An 18851-nucleotide genomic window follows, 5' to 3' on the forward strand; every position below is an offset into this window, starting at 1 on the left:
CATACGGCCTGCGCCTGCGTACACCATCGTTACTGCGGCGGGTCGCCGTTGCGGTGACCCTGTCCCTGACTCCCATTGCCGCTGTGGCCGGCACCGCGCAGCCGGCCGGCGCCGTCATCGGCGGAAACTCCGCCGGGTACCTGCGCGGTCAGGTGCAGATCTTCGTCAACGACTCCTATCAGTGCGCCGGCACGCTCATCGCCAGCAACTGGGTCCTCACGGCCCGACACTGTTTCGACAACACCGGCGGCAACGTCAACAACAGCCTGGTCGCCGCAGGCGAGCGCACGCTCGCCAAGGGCCACCTGATGGCGATCGCCGGAATCTACAAGGAGCCCTTCCAGGACGCGATGCTCCTCAACCTCTGGCAGGACGTCCCGAACTGGTCCCGGATCGTCGTGGGCTACTCGCTGGCATATCCCCCCATCAACTCCACCCCGTCGATCAGCGGTTGGGGGGCCACCACCCGCGGGAGTACCACTCCCGCCTCCTTCCTGCGGATCTGCGGCATGCGGGTGACGGACTACAACATTCACCATTATCTCGTGGGGGCCGGCAACAGCGCCATGCGAATGGTCAGCTATGGAAGCGGCGTGCCGGGGCAGGGTGATTCCGGGGCCGGGATCTACTGGCTCGACAAAATCTACGGTGTCCACATCGCGAACAACGAGACGGACCTGGCCTACGGCCTGACGACCCACTATCTCGCCGATTGGATCGAGGCCGTAAGCGGCGTCGGGCCCAGTTGAGCGTCGGGGTGGCCGGTCCGGCCCCCGGACCGGCCACCTGGGGTCGTGACCTGGCTCGGTGCCGGGGCGTTGCCGCGCCGGGGCCGGTCACCGGTCGTGCCCCGGCACCGGCACGGGGTGGGTGGCTTCGCCGCAGCGGGGACACCACCGGTCGGTCACGAGGGGCGAGGTCACGCCGCGTCGAGTTTGTAGCCGACCCCGCGTACGGTGCGCACCAGCCGGGAGGCGGCCGGGTCGTGGTCGACCTTGGCCCGTAGCCGCTGCACGGCCACGTCGACCAGGCGGGAGTCGCCGAGGTGGGAGTGCCGCCACACCCGGTCCAGCAGCGCCTCCCGGGTGAACACCTGACCGGGCCGGCGGGCCAGCTCGGTCAGCAGCCGGAACTCGGTGGCGGTGAGGGGCAGTTCCCGTCCGTCGCGGCGGGCCACGAAGCGGGCCGGGTCGACCTCCAGCGGCCCGACCGTCAGCACGGGTTCGGTGGGCACGGCGTACCCCCGCCGCAGCGCCGCCCGGACCCGGGCCACCAGTTCCGCCAGGTCGAACGGTTTACGCAGGCAGTCGTCGGCCCCACACTCCAGGCCGACCACCACGTCGATGGGGTCGGTGCTGTCGGTGAGCAGCAGGATCGGCAGCTGGCTGCTGCGCCGGACCGCCCGACAGACCTCCAACCCGTCGAGGCCGGGCAGCAGCACGTCCAGGACGATCAGGTCGACCTGCTGGGCCCGCCAGGTGGCCAGCGCGGTCCGGCCGTCGGCGGCGGTGCTGACCCGGAACCCGGCCCGGCGCAGACCGAGGGCGGTGACCTCCCGAATGGAGACATCGTCCTCGACCAGCAGCACCCGGCCGTCCATGGTGTTCCCAGGGTAGTCCCGGGGCGGTCGGTCGCGACCCGGCGCAACGGCCGGTGCCGGGAGCCGATCGACGTCGGCCCCCGGCCCGACCGGTGGTCACCGTCGCGGTCACTCCTGCCACTGGTGCGCCACGTCGAGCACGATCCGGCTGTGCGTGCCGGGGCCGGCGAGCAGCAGCACCCGGAACGGCAACTGCGCCCGGACGCCGACGGCGAAGGTGCTGTAGCCCTCGAAGGTGCCGCCGTAGACGACGTCGCGCAGGGTGCGGTAGCCGAGCACCGCCGCCACGTGGTCACCGGCCCGGTACGGGTAGCCCACGGCCGGCTCCCGCAACTGCACCCGCAGCACCGCCCCGCCCGCCGTGTACGGCGACATCGCCAACCCCTGCCCCTCGGTGAACACCTCGCCGTAGCCGACCGAGTAGCCGTCGGCGTTCCCGTCGAACTCGAAGACCAGCCGGTCGTAGCAGTCCTGCTGGCCGGTGCGGGTGGTCAGCAGCGGGGCGGGGTTCAGGTCGCCCCCGGTCTTCCCGGCGCTGCCCCAGGTGATCCCGCAGTAGGGTGCGGCGGTGACGCCGGCGCGGAGCCGGCCGGCGGCGGTCGCCGTACCGACGGTGGTGAGCAGCACGGCCAGCACGGCCGTGGCCGCCATCAGGGTCCTGGTGGAACGCATGGTGACCTCCCGGTCGACGGTGTCCGGCCACGGTGGCCGGTCGAGTCGACGGTGCGCCACCTGTGCCACAGCGCCCGCACCGTGACGTAACAGCGGGGCAACAACCGCGACCCTCGTCGCCTCCTGCGCTCAGGCGCGGGTCAGGCCGATGGCGGCGGCCCGGCTCAAGCAGGTGGTCTGGGTGGGGAGGCTGCCCACGATCGTGACAGGCTCCCTGTCGCGACTGCTAGCCGAGGTCGTGTACCTCCAGCCCTCGCATGATCAGCATCTGCATCGAGCCGAACCCGTAGAGATCCGCGTCGGATGACAGGTTCGCGACCTCGCGGAGCACCGGTTCGACGTCGATGGCGCACTCGCGGGCTCGGTTGCACAGCCACCAGATCGTCATCAGCTCGTCGCGCGGATCGGCACCCTGATCCACAGCGGAGACATGGACAAGTCGTCGGCGGAACTCTCCGACCGAATTCCACACCACCGGTAGGTGGGCAGCCCAGCGGAAGGACGGGTAAGCCCGAAAGATGTCTCGGACCTCCTCACGGGCCGGCGCTCCGCCGGTCTCGTACGCATCCAACAGCGCATCGAGCGCGGCGGACGCCTCGGCCGCCACCCCGGCTTCCTCCACCGGCGACTGCGCCTTCCGGATCTCGGCCATCGCGTTCGGATCGCTGAGGTCGACCGGGCGCTTGGCGACGTACCGCAACAGATCGTCGATCACCGCGACATCCGCACGGACCGCGGCAAGACTCATGCCGTCATTGTGCTTGTCCCCCAGGAGATCGACCACGCCAGGAGGACCACTGGGGCTCAGGGCCGGCGATGGGCGTAGTAGCCGCTTACCGGTCCGAACTCGTTGGCGGTTTGCCGGCTGATGGTCAGGTGCGCTTCCTGGACATCACTTCACGGCCGGTCCGGCCACGAGGTGTACAGGTCAGGGGCGGGTCAGCCCGATGGTGTCGGCGAGGCGGGCGACGTCGGCCGGGGTGGGGCCCGCGCGGAGCACGGCGGTCAGGGCGGCACGGGCGGCGGGGCGGGTGCGGGTCTCACCGGGGGCGGTGCGGTCGGCGGTGAGCAGGGCCCGCCCGGCGGCGTCGGGGTCGCCCAGGTCGAGGTGGCTGCGGGCGATGTCGATGAGGTGGGCGGCGCGGTGCTCGGCGGGGAGTTGCCGCCAGCCTTCCCGCCCGGTGGCCCGGCGGTGCAGGTCGACGGCCCGGTGGTGGTCGCCGAGGTGGGTGGCGGCCAGGGCGCGGGCAAGCTCGACGCTGGTCGGCCCGAACGTGATGCCGTCCGGGTCGGTCGGTTCGTCGGCGGTGGCGAGCGGGGCGGCGCGTTCGGTCAGGTCGTGGGCGGTGGCGGCGTCGCCGTAGCTGGCGGCGGCGAGGGCGGCCTCGATCAGCAGCGCCCCGGTCAGGACCAGCGCCGGCGGGTCACCCTGCGCCGCCGCCGGGTCGAGCTGGCGTACGGCGGTGAGGGCGGCGGTCCTGGCCAGCCGGCCCCGCCGCAGCGCCCGGAGCACCTGCGCGAGGGTCACCGCCGCCCGGCCGATCCGGACCGGGTCGCCACGGGTGGCGGTCATCATGGCCCGGTCGGCGGCCAGCCAGGCCAGGTGGGCGTCGCCGAGCTTGACCAGCGTCTGGGCGGTGAGCCGGTGCACCCGCACCAGCAGGTCGAGGACGGGCGGGTCCACCGGGCCGGTGTGGCCGGCGTGACGGCTGTCGGCGAGCAGATCAGGCAGCATCCGCAGCACCTGGGGGTGCTGCCCGTTGCGGTACGCCGCCCAGGCGTATCCGGCCTGGTCGTCGAGTTGCCGCAGCAGGGGACCGCCCGGGACGGACGCTGGGGGGTCGTGCCGGGCCAGCGCCGCCCTGACCCGTTCCATGCCGGCACCGACGTCGGTGACCGGTGCCGGCGGGTTCCGCCCGGCGAGCAACAGTTGCGGCGCGACACCGAGCGCGCCGGCCACGGTGTCGATGACGGAGAGCCGATCGAGGGTACGCACCCCCCGTTCCACCTTGTCGACCCAGCTCTTCGACTTGCCGATCCGGTCGGCGAAGACCTGCTGGCTCATGCCCCGCCGGGCGCGTAGCTCGGCCATCCGGCGGCCGATCGCCGGCTCGTTTCCGGGGCGCTGCCGGCCGGGGCCGGTCACCGGTCGTGCCCCGGTACCGGCATGGTGTGGGTGGCCTCGCCGCAGCGGGGACACCACCGTGACTTGACCCGGAACGCGAGCAGCCCGAGCAGGAAGCCCGGCACCAACCCCCCGAACACGACCGACAGCACACCGGAGATCACGAGTGCCCCCGCTCTCCGGCCCCGGCAGCGGGACTGTCTGCCGGGGTGTGGTGATGGGACCAGGGGTTCACGACAGACTCGTGCTGCATGGGGTCGCTCCTCCATGGGGTCGATTCCGTGGTGAACTGTCGGCAGGCCGGACGGATCGCATGTCGTCCGGGGCCGTCCCGCCCGGTGGGGCTACTACCGGTCGGCTTCGGCTGGCACGGTTGCTGCACGTCTCTGCTGTACTTCTCGCGGCTGCCTGATCCAGCCGACGAAGCGGCGGTGCAGGGGGCCGGCAGATGCCCAGGGCATGTCCTCGGCCGCCTGGACGAAGGAGGCCCCGAGGTAGAGGGCCAGCGACACCGGCGCGTCGGCGTACTCGGCGCGCAGTTCCTGCTGGCGGGTCGGGCACGGCCAGGGTCGGTCGCATCCGCCGCAGTTCCAGATCGGCAGCACCGGGCCGTGGCTGGTCACCGCCCACCGCCCCCGGGCCAGTGGCCGCGCGGGATCGGAAGCCGGTGCCGGGCATGGCAGGGCAGGTCGGCTCCACACCGGCAGATGTGCCGCCATCGTCGCCAACACCACATCGGCCGGTGCCGGCGCGCGAGGGTCAGAGCGGTGGCCGATAGATACTCGTCGTACGACACGTGCCGCTTCGACGACAAGGCACTCCCGCCCGAGGCCGGGTGCTGCGGTACGCCTCGCGTCAGGCCCGACAACCGCCGTCGAGCGGCCTCCCGCTCCCATGCCTGGAGGCGTTCCCCGACGACGCCGGAGACGGCCGACGGCGACGACGGGAAGTTTCGGCCGATGACCCGCCGTAAAAGTCCGATACTCACCGTCATGTGGCCGACCCTCCGTCGTCAGGACGCGGAGGGCACCTGCTGATGTGCCTCGTCCCGCGCCCGGCTTCAGTGAGGTTCAGCGTTACGCCTGGCTCGCCGCCGATCCAGAAGGTGAGCGTCCGCTAACCGAGTGTGCTGTCCGCTGGTGGCTACCGCCCGGGTGCGTACTCCATGCACGCGTCACGCAGTGTCGCCGCCTCTGGTGCCCCCGACTGCTCCACCTTCGCCAGCAACTCCGCAGCCCGCCACCAGTTCGACGGCACCACCCGGCCGGACGTCACTGCCTGCGCCCCCACAGCGACCGCCTCGTCCGGCTGGCCGGCGGCGACCAGGGCGAGACCGAGGTCGAGACGGGCCGACGCGGACCGGCGGGGCCGTGCTCCCCCGTCGCCGTACGGGTCCAGCTCGGTCAGTACCGCCCGCGCCACCTGCTCGGCACCGGGGTCACCCGCCCACGCCAAAGTCGTGGCCGTGTACGCGGCGGCCTTGGCCGGGTCGTAGCGATAGTGGTGCTCGGCCCGCTCAGGAACGGGCAGATTCGCCGTCAGCCGCTCCACCCGGTCCAACGCCTGCCGAGTCGCGCCGATGTCCCCGATCCGCGCCCATGCACGAGCCTCCTGAGCAGTCGCCTGAATGCGGGCAGAACTCCCCTTCGGAGCGACCCGCTGCGCTTGACGGGAAAGATCGAGTGCCGCCCGGTAGTCACCTTGGGTCAACACGTCCCAGGCCCGGGTTTCGAGACACCACGCCTGGATCTCGCCATGCTCGGCATGTTCGGCAAGATCATGAGCAGCTCGCAAATGAGCGACCGCAGCGGTCCGCTGCCGTAGGTCGATGTGCACCGTTGCCCGCAGCACCGCCAGCCAGCCACCGGCCACCAACAACCGCCGCTGCTGCCCAAGCGTCACCCGTCCATCCAGCAGCCGCCCCACATAGGCAAGATGTCGCCGCACCAATGGCAAGAGATCCGCCGGGGCCATCGTCGGATAGGAACTGGCCAGATCGTCAACGCCCTGCTCGATCCGATCGAGCATGTCCCCGCTGACATCGCTGGCGGCAACTCTCGCCCGCAGCTCACCGGCCTCGGCCGCATGGTCGACTGGTGCATCCGCCAACCGAGCAAGCACGCCCCCCGCTTCGAGAACCCGGTCCAGGTGACGCGCCGTGTCGGCCGTCGGAGCCTTGAGCCCCGCCTCCAACTCGTGCAGATGACTCTTGCTCCGATGAGCAAGCTGTCCCAGGAGACGAAGCGACAAACCTCGCCGCTGCCGAAACTCACGCAGAGCTGCGCCGAAGCGCGGATCGACGGACGAGGCCATAGCGCCACTCCAAGATCACGAGGCCCAGGCAGCCGCAACCGGCTGCCATCTCGCCAGACGGTACCCCGACACATCGCGCGCCGAGCGCCCCTCACCTGCAATTTCCGGGTGTTCCATTGAGGGCTGTTCGTTCCGTCGAGCGCACCAAACCTGGTCGGTGTTGATCGCTGCACCGGGCACGCTGGGAGTACGGCTGGCTGAGCGCCTACGCTGACGCCCATGGAAGGCATCGGGGCTGGGGCCATGGTGCTCTGTGGTGCGTTGAGTTGTCTATTCGTCTGCCTCATGCTTTGCGCCGCCGCTGCTGCATGGGCCACTTGGCCAGAACGCAGGCGCTGACCCTACAGATCGACCTCTGCGGGTCACGTCCCGAACGGATGATCCGAATCGATCGAGAGAAACCCCGCAATCAGCCGAAGAACTAACCTCTATCGTCTACAGCCTGCGAGCAGACGGAGTCACCGGCACAGGGATGGGCAGATGAACGACGACCACGACGCCGTCGGAGCCATGCGCTTCATCTTCGAGGCCGGCGTCCTCAAGCGCGCCGCCCGCACCGGTTGGTGGTTCGCCGGCATCAAAGACCCCGAATCCATCGCCGACCACTCGTTCCGGACCGCGCTGATCGGGATGATGCTCGCCGCCATAAAAGGTGCCGACCCGGCCCGAGTGTCGATGCTGTGCGTCCTGCACGACACCCAGGAAACCCGGATCACCGACATCCCGCACATCGCCAAGAGCTACCTCACCGCCGCACCCAACACCACCGTCACCGCCGACCAGGTCGCCGCCTGCCCGCCGGCCGTCGCCGACCTCGTCAACGCCGCTGTCGCCGAGTACGAAGCGGGCGAGACACCGGAGGCCATCGTCGCCCGCGACGCCGACAAGCTGGAATGCCTCGTCCAAGCAGTCGAGTACCGCCACCAGGGCATCGACAACGTCCAACGCTGGATCGACAGCTCACGCGCGGCCCTCAAGACCGCCAGCGCCCACCGCCTCGCCGACGCCGCCCTCACCGGACAACCCCTCGCCTGGCTCACCCCACCCCCACCCCCGGCATAGCCACCAGGCACCGGGCGCTTCGATTCCCCCTCCGGACCTAAATGGTTTGCCGGTGGTCGGCGGGCGCTGGGATGCTGCGGCCGACCGGGAGCGGGGAGGGGCCAGCATGCCGTCGGAGTCCGAGCCGGAGGTCCGTACCGTGGCCGGTGTCCTGCGCGGCTGCCGGGAGTCGGGCCGGGCGGTGTTCCGGGGCATCCCGTACGCCGAGCCGCCGGTCGGTGCCCACCGGTTCGCCGCACCGCAGCCGGCACGCGGCTGGGACGGCGTACGCCCGGCGCTCGCCTTCGGTCCGCCGCCCCCGCAGCCCGACGCGTTGGGGACGTCCCCACAAGCCACCGGCGACGACTGGCTGACGCTCAACGTCTGGACGCCGGAGCCGGACCCGGCGGCGGGATTGCCGGTGCTGGTGTGGATTCCCGGTGGCGGTTACCTCGTCGGCTGTTCCGGCCTCCCGGAGTACGACGGCGGGCACCTCGCCGGCGGCGGGACCGTGGTGGTGACGCTCAACTACCGCCTCGGCTTCGAGGGTTTCGGGCTGCTCGACGGTGCCCCGGCCAACCGGGGACTGCTCGACCAGGTGGCGGCCCTGGAGTGGGTGCGGGACAACATCCGCGCCTTCGGCGGCGACCCGGGCCGGGTGACGGTCTTCGGGCAGTCGGCCGGCGGCGGCGCGGTCGCCGCGCTGCTGGCCATGCCGCGCGCCGCCGGGCTGTTGCGACGGGCGGTCGCGCAGAGCGTCCCGGGGACGTTCCTCTCGCCCGAGCTGGCCGCCGACGTCACCGCCGCCTGCGCCGCCGAACTGGGGGTACGACCGACCCTGGCCGACCTGTCGACGGTGGCTGCGGACCGGCTGCCGGCCGTGGTGCAGGCGATCTCCGCCGGGATCGTCAGGTGGCGGGAACGGTGGGGACAGATCACCCACCGGCCGATCCCGTTCGCGCCGGTCGTCGACGGCGACGTGCTGCCGGCGGCCCCGTGGCGGGCGCTGGCCGACGGTGCCGCCCGCGACGTCGACCTGCTCGTCGGGCACACCCGCGACGAGCACCGGCTGTTCAGCCTGCTCGACGGGGTGCTCGGCCAGGTCACGCCCGAGCGGACCGGGACGGCGCTGCGGATGCTGGCCCCGGGCCCGGACGGTGCCCGCCGCTACCGGGAGGCGTTCCCGGCCGCCACCGACGAGCAGCTCTACGAGCTGGTCAACGCGGACTGGCTGTTCCGGATGCCGAGCCTGCACCTGGCCGAGGCGCAACTCGCCGGTGGTGGCCGGGCGCACCTCTACGAGCTGACCTGGCCGGCCCCGGGCCTGGGCGGTGGCCTCGGTGCCTGTCACGGCCTGGACGTGCCGCTGGTCTTCGGGAACCTGACCAGCGGGCAGCCCGCGATGCTGATCGGTGATCCACCTCCTGCGGCGTACGAGCTGTCCGGGCAGTTCCGCAGGGCGTGGACGGCGTTCGCCGCGACGGGCGACCCCGGCTGGCCGCCGTACGACGCCGGTCGCCGTACCCGGATCTTCGACGAGCGGCCGACGGTCGTGGCGTACCCGGAGGAGACCTCACGGCTGCTGTGGCGGGACCACACCTTCGCCGCGCTCCCGCTGCTGGCCTGACCGCGTCCCGGCGGCGGAACCCGGCGGCCTCCCGGCGGCGGCAGCACCGGTGGCGGTGCGGGCGAACCGGTCGGCCAGCAGCGCGAACGCGTCGGCGAGCGGCGGCGGGTCGACGACGGTGACCGCGGCGTCGTACCGGGCGACGGCGGCGGCGAGGCTCACCCAGGACCACGACCCGAGGGTGAGCCGGCACCGGTCGGGGGCGACCTCCTCGACGAGGCCGTCGCGGGTGTACCGGGCGACGGTCGCCGCGGGCAGGTCGAGCAGCACGGTGCCCCGGCACGGCCAGTCCGCCGACCCGCCGGCCGACCCCCGGAACACCCCGGTGAGGTACGTGGCGACGTCCCCGCCGGGCAGCGGCCTCGGAGTGAAGCGCGGCCCGTGGGGCGGGCGCAGGGTGATCCGGTCGACGCGGAAGGTCCGCCAGTCGGCCCGGTCGAGGTCCCAGGCGACGAGGTACCACCGGCCGTCCCAGGTGACGACGTGGTGCGGTTCGGCGTGCCGGGCCGGCCCGTCGGTGCTGTCGGGCCCGTAGTCGAAGCGCAGGATCTCGCGGGTCCGCACGGCGGCGCTGAGCGCCAGCAGCACCCCGCCGTCGACCGGCGCGGTCGGCGTGGTGGCGGGCCGGGCGACGGCGGTCACGCTGAGCGCCCCGACCCGCTGCCGCAGCCGGGTGGGCAGCACCTGCCGTACGGTCTGCAGCGCCCGTGCGGCGGCGTCCGCCAGCGCACCGTCCGCGCCGGTCGCCGCGACCTGGAGCGCGACGGTGAGGGCGACGGCCTGCTCGTCGTCGAACAGCAGCGGTGGCAGTTCGGTGCCGGCGTCGAGCCGGTAACCCCCGTCGGGGCCCTTGACGGCGGCGACGGGGTAGCCGAGTTCCCGCAGCCGGTCGACGTCGCGGCGCACGGTCCGCAGGCTGATGCCGAGGCGTTCGGCCAGCACCCCGCCGGGCCAGTCCCGACGGCTCTGCAGCAGCGACAGCAGGGCGAGCAGTCGGGCGGACGTGGTCGGCATGGATCTCATTCTGCCCGTGGTAGGTGCCACATCCTGGCCTCTACCACCGCGACTCGGCGTCGGCCCGACCGCGACCCGGTCCGGGTCGGCGCGGTCGCCGACCCGGACCCGGGAGGTCATTCGGTGCGCAGCCCGTCGGCGCGGGTGAGCCGCCACAGCAGGGGCAGGCTCAGGCCGGTGATCACCAGGACGGTCAACGCGCCGAGTCCGACCGAGAAGCCGACCACCGGCCAGGCGACCGTGACGGGGGCCTGCACCATCCGCAGCAGGGCCGCGCCGAGGCCCAGCCCGAAGCCGGCGGCGAGCACCAGCCCCACCCCGACCGGCAGGGCGGTCTGCCACAGCACTGACCAGCCGAGGGCGCTGCGTCGGGTGCCCACCGCCACCAGCATCGCCAGCAGGCGGCGGCGTTCCCGTAGCTGCTCCAACGTGCCGACCAGCATGCTGGTGGCGATCAGCGCCAGGGTGACGACCGTGCCGATGGCCAGGCCGCGCTGGATGTCGGCGAACCGGGGCGACACGATGGTCGAGGACAGCACGGACACCGGGGTGGTCAGGTCGATCGCGGCGGTGGCGTTGCGGACGTGTTCGACCGCGTCGGGGGCGGCCGGGTCGAGCTGGAGGTAGACCGTCGAGCGCAGCGGACCGAGGGTCCGCGGGCCGACCGCGCCGGGGGTGACCAGCACCGCGTTCTGCAGCCAGCCGGCCGGGTCGGGCCGGGCCGTCGCGGGCCGCGCGGTGGTGGGCACCCGCCACCGCGACCCGTCCTCGACGGTCAGCGTCGTGCCGGCGGGGACGACCGCAGGGTCACCCGGATCGGACACCAGGAAGGTGTCCCCGTCCACGCACCGGTCGAGGCGGGCGAACTCGGCCAGCGCGGCGCAGTCGCCGACCCGGATCTCCACCGGTGGGCCGTCCGGCGCGCCGACGTTGGCCCCGGTGCTGAGGGTGCCGGTCGCTGCCGTCACCCCCTCGGCCCCGCCGAGCTGCCGCAGCACCCGGGTCAGGTCCGGCTGGTTCGGGAACTGCACCTGCACCTGCGCCCGGGAGGTGTCCTGCCCGCTGGCGGTGGTGAAGTCCCCGGCGATCCCGGCGAAGAGCATCTGCAGGCCGATGGTGCCGGCGACGGCGACGGCGATGCCGTTGACCAGCCGGGCGGAGGTGGCGCTGTCCAGCTGCACCCGGCGGACCGCCAGCTGCCAGGACACCGGGCCGCCGCGCAGCCGCCGTACCAGCAGGTCGGTCAGCCAGGGCAGCAGGGTGACCGTGCCGATCAGCAGCAGCACCGCGCCGGCCGGCACCACCCACCGGGTCATCCCGCCGTCGCCCTCGCGTAGACCGGCCACGGGCAGCAGCAGGGCCAGGCCGGCCGCGGGCAGCAGCAGCCGCCACCAGAGTCGACGGCGCACCGGGGTGCCGCGCCGGGCCACCCCGAGCGGCTCCACCACGACCGCGCGTAGCGCCAACATCGCCACCAGCACGGCCAGTGCCGGCACCGCCAGCACGACGGCCAGCAGCAGCGCGGTGGGCGGCCGGATGTCGGCGGCGTACACGCTGATGTCGTAGAGGGTGACCAGCGGGACCAGTTGGCGGCCGACGAGCAGGAACCCGATGCCGACGGCGACCCCGAGCAGGGCGCCGGCGGCGGCCTCCCCGGCGGCGATCCGCCGGACCATGGTGGTGTCCGCGCCGACCAGGCGCAGCGCGGCGAGCCGCCGGTCACGTCGTTCGCCGCCGTAGCGTACGGCGGAGCCGAGGAACACCGCGATGGGCAGCAGCAGCACCACGAAGATGACCGCCACCAGGAGCATCAGCACCGGGCCGAGCCCCTCGCCGGGCAGTCCGCCGCCGAAGCTGTCCAGCCGGGTCGCCCCGGACGTGTCGGACAGCCGGTCGTCGCCCTGGTAGTAGGCCAGTTCGTTGGGGCCGGCGAGGCCCTCGTCGGCGATGGTCCCGGTGACCTTCGCGCCGCCCAGCCGGGGAGCGAACAGCGGGCCGTCTGAGGAGTCGAGCAGCCGGCGCAGGGCGGGGGAGACAACCACCTCGCCGGGGGCGGGCAGGGCGGTCAGCCCCGGCGGGACGGGCGCGGCCGGACCCTCCGGCCGCAGCAGCCGGCCTCGGACCGGCCGGCCCCGGAACTCGGTGTCCAGCGCGTGCACCAGCAGGGTGCCGGGACCGGCCGCGACCTGTTCGCCGAACCGCAGGTCGTCGCGGGCGTCGCCGCGCGCCTGCCGGGCGTCGAGCGCCCCGGGCACGGCGGTGGCCAGCAGCAGCATGGCCACCCCGATGCCGACGCCGACGGCGGTGAGCAGCGCCCGGGTCCAACCCTCCCGGCCGCCGGTGAGCGCCATCCGGGCACCCATCGCCAGGTCCGCGAGCGCGCCCCGACCGGTCACGCCGCCACCTCCAGGTTGCGGGTCCGCCCGTCGCGCACCACGACCTCCCGGTCGGAGTACGCGGCCACCCGTGCCTCGTGGGTGACCAGCACCACCGCGGCCCCGGTGTCCCGGGCGGCCTCGGTGAGCAGCCGCATGACCCGTTCGCCGTTGAGCGAGTCCAGTGCGCCGGTCGGTTCGTCGGCGAAGATCACCCGGGGGCGGGTGACCAGCGCGCGGGCGACGGCGACGCGTTGCCCCTGGCCGCCGGAGACCTCGCCGGGGCGCTTACCGGCCACCTCGGTGACCTCCAGCCGTTCCAGCCACTGCCCGGCCCGCTGCTCGGCCTCGCGGCGGCCGACGCGGGCCAGCCGCAGCGGCAGGGCGACGTTCTCCAGGCAGGTCAGCTCGGGCACCAGCTGGCCGAACTGGAAGACGAACCCGAAGGCCTCCCGGCGCAGGGCGCTGCGCTGGGCGTCGGTCATCGTCACCAGGTCCCGGCCGTCGAAGACGACCCGGCCCCGGTCGGGGCGGACGATCCCGGCCAGGCAGTGCAGCAGGGTGGACTTGCCGGAGCCGGACGAGCCGAGCACCGCGACCACCTCGCCCTCGTCGATGCGCAGCCCGGCGTCGACCAGGGCGACGGTCTCGCCGAAGCTGCGGTGCAGGCCCTCGGCGACCAGCAGCGGGGCGCTCATGCGCGTACCCGCGCGGCCAGCTCGTCGAGCCGGGCGGTGGTCAGTTCCAGCCAGCGCAAGTCGGCCTCCAGGTGGAAGAGTGCGTGATCGCAGATCAACTGTTCGGCGAAATCGCCGCCGCGCTTGCGCCGGGTCAGTTCCCGCATCAGGCGCAGGTGCTCGGCGCGCTGCACGTCGAGCAGTTCGGCCGCCTCGCGGCCGGTGAGCAGGGCGAGCACGACCTTGGTGTAGAGCACGCTCTGCAGGTAGGGCTCGGGCTGTTCCGGGCGGGCCAGCCACTGCGCCACGTCGGCGACGCCCGCCTCGGTGATGGCGTACCGCTTGCGGTCGGGGCCCTCGCCCGGCTCGACCGCCTCCACCTCGACGAGGCCGCCGCGCAGCAGCCGGGACAGGGTCGCGTAGACCTGGCCGTAGGCGACCGGGCGGGAATGGCCGAAGTGTTCGTCGTAGCGCCGTTTGATGTCGTAGCCGTGCCGGGGGGTTGCCTCCAGCAGGCCGAGGAAGGTCTGGCCGATGGACATGCGGGGGACTATACACACCGCGTATACGCGCGTTGTCTACACCCCGCGCCGACCCCGTCCCGGCCGGTGTCCGGCGTCGCGACCTCCGGCGTCCGCGAATGTGACACCGTCCGACGCATTGACCCGCAGATTGATACATGTCAGTGTTTGCTTCCCCGGCGTTTCCGCCGCGATCCCACCCCCGGATCGCGGGTCTCCCGTCCACCCCCCGGTCGCCTCCGACAGACGGGACGGTGACGCCTGGGCGGATGCCCCGCCGACCCCCATGAGGAGCTCGCATGAAGCGCAGAACCCTGGCGATCGCCGCCGTCACCGCGGTGACGCTCGCCCTGGCCGCGCCACCGGCCTCGGCCACCCCGACCGCCCGGCCGGCCACCGCCGCGCCGGCCGTCGCCGCGCTCGCCGCGCCGGACGTCCAGGTCGCCAACGTGCAGGCGCACCTGGCCCAGTTCCAGAGCATCGCCACCAGCAACGGCGGCAACCGGCGGGCCGGCTCGGCCGGCTACACCGCCTCGGTCGCCTACGTGAAGTCCAAGCTCCAGGCCGCCGGCTACACGGTCACCGAGCAGACCTGCACCACCTGCACCTACCGGGGCAACAACGTGATCGCCGAGTGGCCGCAGGGCCCCGCCGACGACGTGATCATGTTCGGCGCGCACCTCGACGGCGTCGCCGCCGGACCGGGCATCAACGACAACGGCTCCGGCTCGTCGGTGCTGCTGGAGAACGCCCTGGTGCTCGCCCAGCAGAGCCCGACCATGACCAAGCGGGTCCGGTTCGCCTGGTGGAACGGCGAGGAGCAGGGCCTGCAGGGCTCGAAGTTCTACGTCAACTCCCTGACCACCGCCCAGAAGGGCTACATCAAGGGGTACTACAACTTCGACATGGTCGCCTCGACCAACGGCGGCTACTTCATCAACCGGGTCACCTCCACCACCGCCGCGCCGCTCAAGGCGTACTGGGACTCCCTCGGGCTGTCGCCGGAGGAGAACACCGAGGGCCAGGGCCGCTCCGACGACTACTCGTTCCAGCAGGCCGGCATCCCCACCTCGGGCTACGCGATGGGGGCCAGCGCCCGCAAGAGCAGCGCCCAGGCCAGCAAGTGGGGTGGCACCGCCAACGCCGCGTACGACCCGTGCTACCACTCGTCCTGCGACACCACCAGCAACATCAACGCCACCGGGCTCAACCGCAGCGCCGACGGCGTCGCGTACGCCATCTGGGACCTCGCGGTCGGCGGCGGCACCCCGACCAACGACTTCTCGGTCGCGGTCAGCCCCACCGCCGGCGGCGTCGCCCGGGGCGGCTCCACCACCGCCACGGTCAGCACCGCCACCACCAGCGGCAGCGCCCAGACCGTCGCGCTGTCGGCCTCCGGCGCGCCCAGCGGCGTGAGCGTCTCGTTCAGCCCGTCGTCGGTCACCTCCGGCGGCTCGGCCACCATGACGGTCAGCGCGTCGTCGAGCGCCAGCCTCGGCACCTTCACGCTGACCGTGACCGGCACCGGCTCGGCCACCCGGACGGCCAGCTACACCCTGACCGTCACCGGCGGCACCGGGAGCTGCACCGGCGGGCAGGTCGTCGGCAACGGTGGCTTCGAGTCCGGCACCAGCCCGTGGACGGCCACCACCGGCGTCATCACCAACTCGTCCAGCCAGCCGGCCCGCACCGGTTCCTACAAGGCGTGGCTCAACGGCAACGGCAGCACCAGCACCGACACGCTGTCCCAGTCGGTGACCGTGCCGGCCGGCTGCTCCTCCTACACCCTCGCCTTCTACCTGCACATCGACACCGCCGAGCGGACCACCACCGTCGCGTACGACAAGCTGGTGGTCCAGGTCGGCAGCACCACGCTGGCCACGTACTCCAACCTCAACAAGGCCAGCGGCTACACGCTGCGCTCGTTCGACGTGGGCGCGTACGCCGGGCAGACGGTGACCCTGAAGTTCACCGGCACCGAGGACTCCTCGCTGCAGACCAGCTTCGTCATCGACGACGTGACGTTGCAGGCGAGCTGACCGACCCGGGTGGGGTGGACGCCTGGTCCACCCCACCCGGACCGTCATGGCGGTAAATGTCGTACCCGGGTCGGACCATGGGGGCATGGCTGCCCCCGCGCTGTCCCACCACAGTGGTCAACCCCGATCCGTGCCGCTGCGCGAGCTGCGTACCCGGCTGACCCAGCTGATCGCGATGGCCGAGCTGACCGACACGGTCACCCTGGTCACCCGCGACGGCGACCCCCGGCCGGTCGCCGCGATCGTGCCGGCCCCCGCCGCCCGCAGCGCCGCCCAGGCCCGCGCCGACGGTGAACGCCTCGCCACCGTGACGGCGGGTTGGGCCCGCCGGCTGGAGGAGTCGCACCGGCAGGGCGCCCTGCGGCACGCCGCCGAGCTGCGGGCCGTGACCGACGCCCTCGCCGAGGTCTGGGCCGCACTCGACCGGCACGTCCCACCCGGCACCGACCCGGCCGTGGACCGGCTCCGCGCCGCCCACGCCGACCTACGCCGCGACTGACCCCCGGGCCAACCCGCCTCCGGCCTGGCCTGCCTCTGGCCTGGCCTGGCTCCGGCCTGCCTCCGGCCCGACGCCCGGGTCGGTCCCCACCCGCACCGCGCCTGCACGCCCCCCGCCAGACGCATCGCGCCCCGCCTCACCGCGCCCGGCCCCGCCCATCCCACCCCCGCCCATTCCATCCCATCCTGGCCCCACCCCGGTCCACCTCGCCCCGGTGATCAAGAAGTTTGCGTCAAGTGATCAAGAGGTTTGCGTCAACTTCGATCTTCAAGTTGACGCAAACCTCTTGATCACCGGGAGCGGCGAGCCGGGGCCGGGGGCCGGGGGAACAGGGAGCGGGGCCGGGGAACAGGGGTGGGGGTCGGTCAGCTGACCGGGGTGGGGCTCTGGGCCTGGTGGTCGGGGGCGGTCGGGCGGGACATTGTGCGCCAGGGGCCGCCGAGTAGCGGGGTGAGCACCACCAGCAGGTAGCAGCCGCCCACGGTGAGCAGGACGGGCGTGGTGCCGAAGCCGTCGACGGCGATCCCGGCGGCGAGCGCCCCCAGCGGCATGCCGGCCCAGCAGCCCGCCCCGATCACCCCGAACACCCGGGCCCGCAGGTGGGCCGGCACCCGTTCCAGCTCCACCGCGCCGAGCAGCGGGTTGATCGCCCCGGCGGCGAATCCGGACAGGGCGAAGACCCCGACGATCCAGGGCAACGGTGGCGCGGCGGCCAGCGCCCAGAAGGGTGGTCCACCGGCGACGGCGAAGGCGGTGACGAAGGTGGCCCGGCGGGGTAGCCGGTGGCCGACCGCGCTGAACAGCAGCGACCCGGCCAGCGCGCCGCCGCCCATCGCGCCGACCAGCAGGCCGAACGCGGTGGCCCCGCCGAGTTCCCGGTCGGCCACCACCGGTAGCAGCACGCTGCTCTTGGTCGCGTCGAAGAAGTTGGTCACCAGCACCAGCAGCACCACCGCGCGCAGCAGCGGCTCCCGGGTCAGGAACCGCACCCCGGCGGCGAATTCCCGCCAGTAGCCGCCGCCGGCCGGGTCGGTGGGCGTGGCGGGACGCAGCGACCGGGGCACCAGCAGCGCCACGACCAGCGCCGAGACCGCGAAGGTGGCGGCGTCCAGGGCCAACACGGGCAGCGCGCCGAGGGTGGCGACGAGCAGTCCGGCCACCGGGGCGCCGACCAGCCGGGCACCCCGCTCGCTGGCCTCGTACCAGCCGACGGCCCGCTCCAGTGGCACCCCGGCGGCGGTGGCCGCCTCCGGCAGCAGGGCGTTGCGGGCGGTCTGCCCGGGGGTGTCGAGCAGGCCGCTGGCGAAGACGAGCACGAGCAGCGCCCAGAACGGCAGGCCGACGGTGGCGTCGAGCAGCGGCACGGCCGCCACCGTCAGCCCGGAGACCACGTCGGCCAGGACGCTGGCCCGCCGGTAGCCGATCCGGTCCACCAGCACCCCGCCGAGCGCGCCGCCGAGCACCACCGGCACGGTGGCTGCCGCGCCGGTCAGGCCGGTGGCGGCGGGCGAGCCGGTCTCGGCGAGCACGTAGAGCGGCAGCGCGATCAGGGTGAGCATGTTGCCGGTGAGCGAGACGGTGTGCCCGAGCAGCAGGCCGACCAGCGGGGCGCGGCGACGCGGCGTCACCGCGGGTCCCGGAAGGCGTGGTACATCAGCGTCACCGTCTCGGCCCCCGGCCGGGCGGGGTCGCTGCGGGCCTGCCAGCGGGCGGCCAGCGCCTCCAGGTCGGCCCGCAGTTCGATCAGCTCGTCGCTGGTCAGGTGCAGCCAGGAGTCGCTGCTGGCGGTGCCGCGCACCCACTGCGGGTCGAGGGTCGCCTCGACGTCGAGGTAGTGGCCGAGGCGTTCCGCGTACCGGTCGAGCACGGCGCGGCGCAGCAGGTCGGAGGCGGTCCGGCGTTCCGGGTCGGCGAGCATCTCGACCGGCTCCCAGGAGGTCCGGGCGTGGGTCGCCCGCCACCAGTGTTCCCGGCGGTCGCGGGCGTGCTCGGGGGCCTCCTCGACGAAGCCGTGTTCGGCCAGCTTGCCCAGGTGGTAGCTGACCGAACCGACCGCCTCGTCGATGGCGTCGCTGAGCATGCCGACGGTGCGCGGGCCCCGCACCCGCAGCTCGCCGAGCAGTCGCAAGCGGGTCGGGTGGGCGAGCGCGCGCATCGCCCGGGGGTCGGTCAGGTGCCGGGTGGGTTCCTCCGTCATGTGCCCACCCTAGAAGTACAAGACATGAAGTACAAGAAGTCTTGTGGAATCGTGGTGGCGCGCCGCGGTGGCGCCGCGCTGCGGGGCGCGGGCGCGGCGGGGAGAATGCGACGGAGCGACGGCTGACGCGGACCCGGCCGGGACCAGGAAC

18 protein-coding genes are annotated in these 18851 nt (G+C 73.2%); 5 read left to right on the plus strand and 13 right to left on the minus strand.

Annotated features, from left to right (window positions below; genetic code table 11):
- The first annotated feature begins 83 nt into the window (after positions 1–83).
- Entirely contained in the window at positions 84–749 is a 666-nt protein-coding gene (locus JQX11_RS31220; protein WP_204928508.1) for a trypsin-like serine protease, read from the plus strand.
- Positions 750–919: 170 nt separating this feature from the next.
- Here the strand turns inward: JQX11_RS31220 and JQX11_RS31225 are convergent, their stop codons facing one another.
- The 7 genes from JQX11_RS31225 to JQX11_RS31250 form a co-directional block, all read right to left on the minus strand.
- Positions 920–1600 (minus strand): response regulator, encoded by a 681-nt coding sequence (locus JQX11_RS31225; protein WP_204928509.1) that lies wholly within the window; start codon positions 1598–1600, stop codon positions 920–922.
- A 108-nt stretch (positions 1601–1708) separates the two neighbouring features.
- Complete coding sequence (locus JQX11_RS31230; protein ID WP_204928510.1) at positions 1709–2272, minus strand: AMIN-like domain-containing (lipo)protein; 564 nt, start codon at positions 2270–2272, stop codon at positions 1709–1711.
- Positions 2273–2498: 226 nt separating this feature from the next.
- A complete protein-coding gene (locus JQX11_RS31235; protein ID WP_204928511.1) occupies positions 2499–3020 on the minus strand; it encodes a hypothetical protein in 522 nt (173 codons plus the stop codon).
- 180 nt (positions 3021–3200) lie between these two features.
- Positions 3201–4418, minus strand: coding sequence for a helix-turn-helix domain-containing protein (locus JQX11_RS31240; RefSeq protein ID WP_204928512.1), 1218 nt, complete (start codon positions 4416–4418; stop codon positions 3201–3203).
- A complete protein-coding gene (locus tag JQX11_RS33240; protein ID WP_269757008.1) occupies positions 4415–4537 on the minus strand; it encodes a hypothetical protein in 123 nt (40 codons plus the stop codon). The genes JQX11_RS31240 and JQX11_RS33240 overlap by 4 nt, the downstream gene beginning before the upstream one ends.
- 207 nt (positions 4538–4744) lie before the next feature.
- Positions 4745–5020, minus strand: a complete 276-nt coding sequence (locus JQX11_RS31245; protein WP_204928513.1) for a hypothetical protein — start codon at positions 5018–5020, stop codon at positions 4745–4747.
- 520 nt (positions 5021–5540) lie between these two features.
- A complete protein-coding gene (locus JQX11_RS31250; protein WP_204928514.1) occupies positions 5541–6710 on the minus strand; it encodes a helix-turn-helix domain-containing protein in 1170 nt (389 codons plus the stop codon).
- Between the two features lie 480 nt (positions 6711–7190).
- Between JQX11_RS31250 and JQX11_RS31255 the strand changes: the two genes are divergently transcribed.
- On the plus strand, positions 7191–7772 hold the full coding sequence (locus JQX11_RS31255; RefSeq protein ID WP_204928515.1) for an HD domain-containing protein: 582 nt from the start codon (positions 7191–7193) through the stop codon (positions 7770–7772).
- Between the two features lie 106 nt (positions 7773–7878).
- Positions 7879–9378: a carboxylesterase/lipase family protein gene (locus tag JQX11_RS31260; protein ID WP_204928516.1), complete on the plus strand. Its 1500-nt coding sequence runs from the start codon at positions 7879–7881 to the stop codon at positions 9376–9378.
- Here the strand turns inward: JQX11_RS31260 and JQX11_RS31265 are convergent.
- From JQX11_RS31265 to JQX11_RS31280, 4 genes are all read right to left on the minus strand, one after another.
- On the minus strand, positions 9325–10392 hold the full coding sequence (locus JQX11_RS31265; RefSeq protein WP_204928517.1) for a helix-turn-helix transcriptional regulator: 1068 nt from the start codon (positions 10390–10392) through the stop codon (positions 9325–9327). The genes JQX11_RS31260 and JQX11_RS31265 overlap by 54 nt on opposite strands.
- 116 nt (positions 10393–10508) lie before the next feature.
- Positions 10509–12788, minus strand: a complete 2280-nt coding sequence (locus tag JQX11_RS31270; RefSeq protein ID WP_204928518.1) for an FtsX-like permease family protein — start codon at positions 12786–12788, stop codon at positions 10509–10511.
- A complete protein-coding gene (locus JQX11_RS31275) occupies positions 12785–13465 on the minus strand; it encodes an ABC transporter ATP-binding protein (RefSeq protein ID WP_204928519.1) in 681 nt (226 codons plus the stop codon). The genes JQX11_RS31270 and JQX11_RS31275 overlap by 4 nt, the downstream gene beginning before the upstream one ends.
- A complete protein-coding gene (locus tag JQX11_RS31280) occupies positions 13462–13986 on the minus strand; it encodes a PadR family transcriptional regulator (protein WP_204928520.1) in 525 nt (174 codons plus the stop codon). Before JQX11_RS31280 ends, JQX11_RS31275 begins: the two co-directional genes overlap by 4 nt.
- 278 nt (positions 13987–14264) lie before the next feature.
- Here JQX11_RS31280 and JQX11_RS31285 point away from each other — a divergent pair, with 278 nt between their 5' ends.
- Both JQX11_RS31285 and JQX11_RS31290 read left to right on the plus strand, forming a co-directional pair.
- Entirely contained in the window at positions 14265–16004 is a 1740-nt protein-coding gene (locus JQX11_RS31285) for a M28 family peptidase (protein WP_204928521.1), read from the plus strand.
- Between the two features lie 85 nt (positions 16005–16089).
- The gene (locus JQX11_RS31290; RefSeq protein WP_204928522.1) at positions 16090–16503 is read left to right on the plus strand and encodes a type II toxin-antitoxin system Phd/YefM family antitoxin; all 414 of its coding nucleotides are present in this window, start codon (positions 16090–16092) and stop codon (positions 16501–16503) included.
- A gap of 365 nt (positions 16504–16868) precedes the next feature.
- On the opposite strand, the gene JQX11_RS31295 is transcribed toward JQX11_RS31290, so the two are convergent.
- The gene (locus JQX11_RS31295; protein WP_307826463.1) at positions 16869–18131 is read right to left on the minus strand and encodes an MFS transporter; all 1263 of its coding nucleotides are present in this window, start codon (positions 18129–18131) and stop codon (positions 16869–16871) included.
- Positions 18128–18700 (minus strand): winged helix-turn-helix domain-containing protein, encoded by a 573-nt coding sequence (locus JQX11_RS31300; RefSeq protein WP_204928523.1) that lies wholly within the window; start codon positions 18698–18700, stop codon positions 18128–18130. Before JQX11_RS31300 ends, JQX11_RS31295 begins: the two co-directional genes overlap by 4 nt.
- Between the last annotated feature and the right edge of the window lie 151 nt (positions 18701–18851).

The sequence above is a fragment of the Micromonospora humida genome, assembly GCF_016901255.1.
Lineage (GTDB): Bacteria > Actinomycetota > Actinomycetes > Mycobacteriales > Micromonosporaceae > Micromonospora > Micromonospora wenchangensis.

Coding starts and splice junctions, on each gene's coding strand:
- JQX11_RS31290 (WP_204928522.1), top strand. CDS start 16,090: ATGGCTGCCCCCGCGCTGTCCCACCACAGTGGTCAACCCCGATCCGTG.
- JQX11_RS31275 (WP_204928519.1), bottom strand. CDS start 13,465: ATGAGCGCCCCGCTGCTGGTCGCCGAGGGCCTGCACCGCAGCTTCGGC.
- JQX11_RS31260 (WP_204928516.1), top strand. CDS start 7,879: ATGCCGTCGGAGTCCGAGCCGGAGGTCCGTACCGTGGCCGGTGTCCTG.
- JQX11_RS31265 (WP_204928517.1), bottom strand. CDS start 10,392: ATGCCGACCACGTCCGCCCGACTGCTCGCCCTGCTGTCGCTGCTGCAG.
- JQX11_RS31300 (WP_204928523.1), bottom strand. CDS start 18,700: ATGACGGAGGAACCCACCCGGCACCTGACCGACCCCCGGGCGATGCGC.
- JQX11_RS31285 (WP_204928521.1), top strand. CDS start 14,265: ATGAAGCGCAGAACCCTGGCGATCGCCGCCGTCACCGCGGTGACGCTC.
- JQX11_RS31255 (WP_204928515.1), top strand. CDS start 7,191: ATGAACGACGACCACGACGCCGTCGGAGCCATGCGCTTCATCTTCGAG.
- JQX11_RS31230 (WP_204928510.1), bottom strand. CDS start 2,272: ATGCGTTCCACCAGGACCCTGATGGCGGCCACGGCCGTGCTGGCCGTG.
- JQX11_RS31235 (WP_204928511.1), bottom strand. CDS start 3,020: ATGAGTCTTGCCGCGGTCCGTGCGGATGTCGCGGTGATCGACGATCTG.
- JQX11_RS31250 (WP_204928514.1), bottom strand. CDS start 6,710: ATGGCCTCGTCCGTCGATCCGCGCTTCGGCGCAGCTCTGCGTGAGTTT.
- JQX11_RS31225 (WP_204928509.1), bottom strand. CDS start 1,600: ATGGACGGCCGGGTGCTGCTGGTCGAGGACGATGTCTCCATTCGGGAG.
- JQX11_RS31280 (WP_204928520.1), bottom strand. CDS start 13,986: ATGTCCATCGGCCAGACCTTCCTCGGCCTGCTGGAGGCAACCCCCCGG.